This is a genomic window from Pseudomonas frederiksbergensis, from assembly GCF_003732665.1.
GTDB classification, from domain to species: Bacteria; Pseudomonadota; Gammaproteobacteria; order Pseudomonadales; family Pseudomonadaceae; genus Aquipseudomonas; species Aquipseudomonas frederiksbergensis_G.
Genome location: NZ_MOBP01000173.1, coordinates 1 through 264 on the forward strand (window position 1 = coordinate 1; position 264 = coordinate 264).

Here is a 264-nt window from a genome sequence, read left to right on the forward strand (position 1 = left end):
GGCGGCATAGCGGCTGCCACCAATGCCAGGCTGTCTCAGACCCGTGGCCTATGGGTTGCCTTTCTGGACCATGACGACATGATCGCGCCACATACGTTCAAGGTCGTGCGGCATGCCTTCGAACAAAATCCACGCACGAATTTTCTCTATACCGACGAATTGGTCGTCGACGACACGCTGAAGCCCACAGGGATGATGCTGAAACCAGCCTACGATCCCGTTCTCCTGACGGGCGTCAACTATATCAACCATTTCTCCAGCTAT

The 264-nt window shown here is 54.9% G+C and carries 1 protein-coding gene; it reads left to right on the top strand.

The features are described 5' to 3' along the window. The coding region (locus tag BK665_RS33685; protein WP_123410661.1) for a glycosyltransferase at positions 1–264 on the top strand (264 nt) is incomplete at both ends.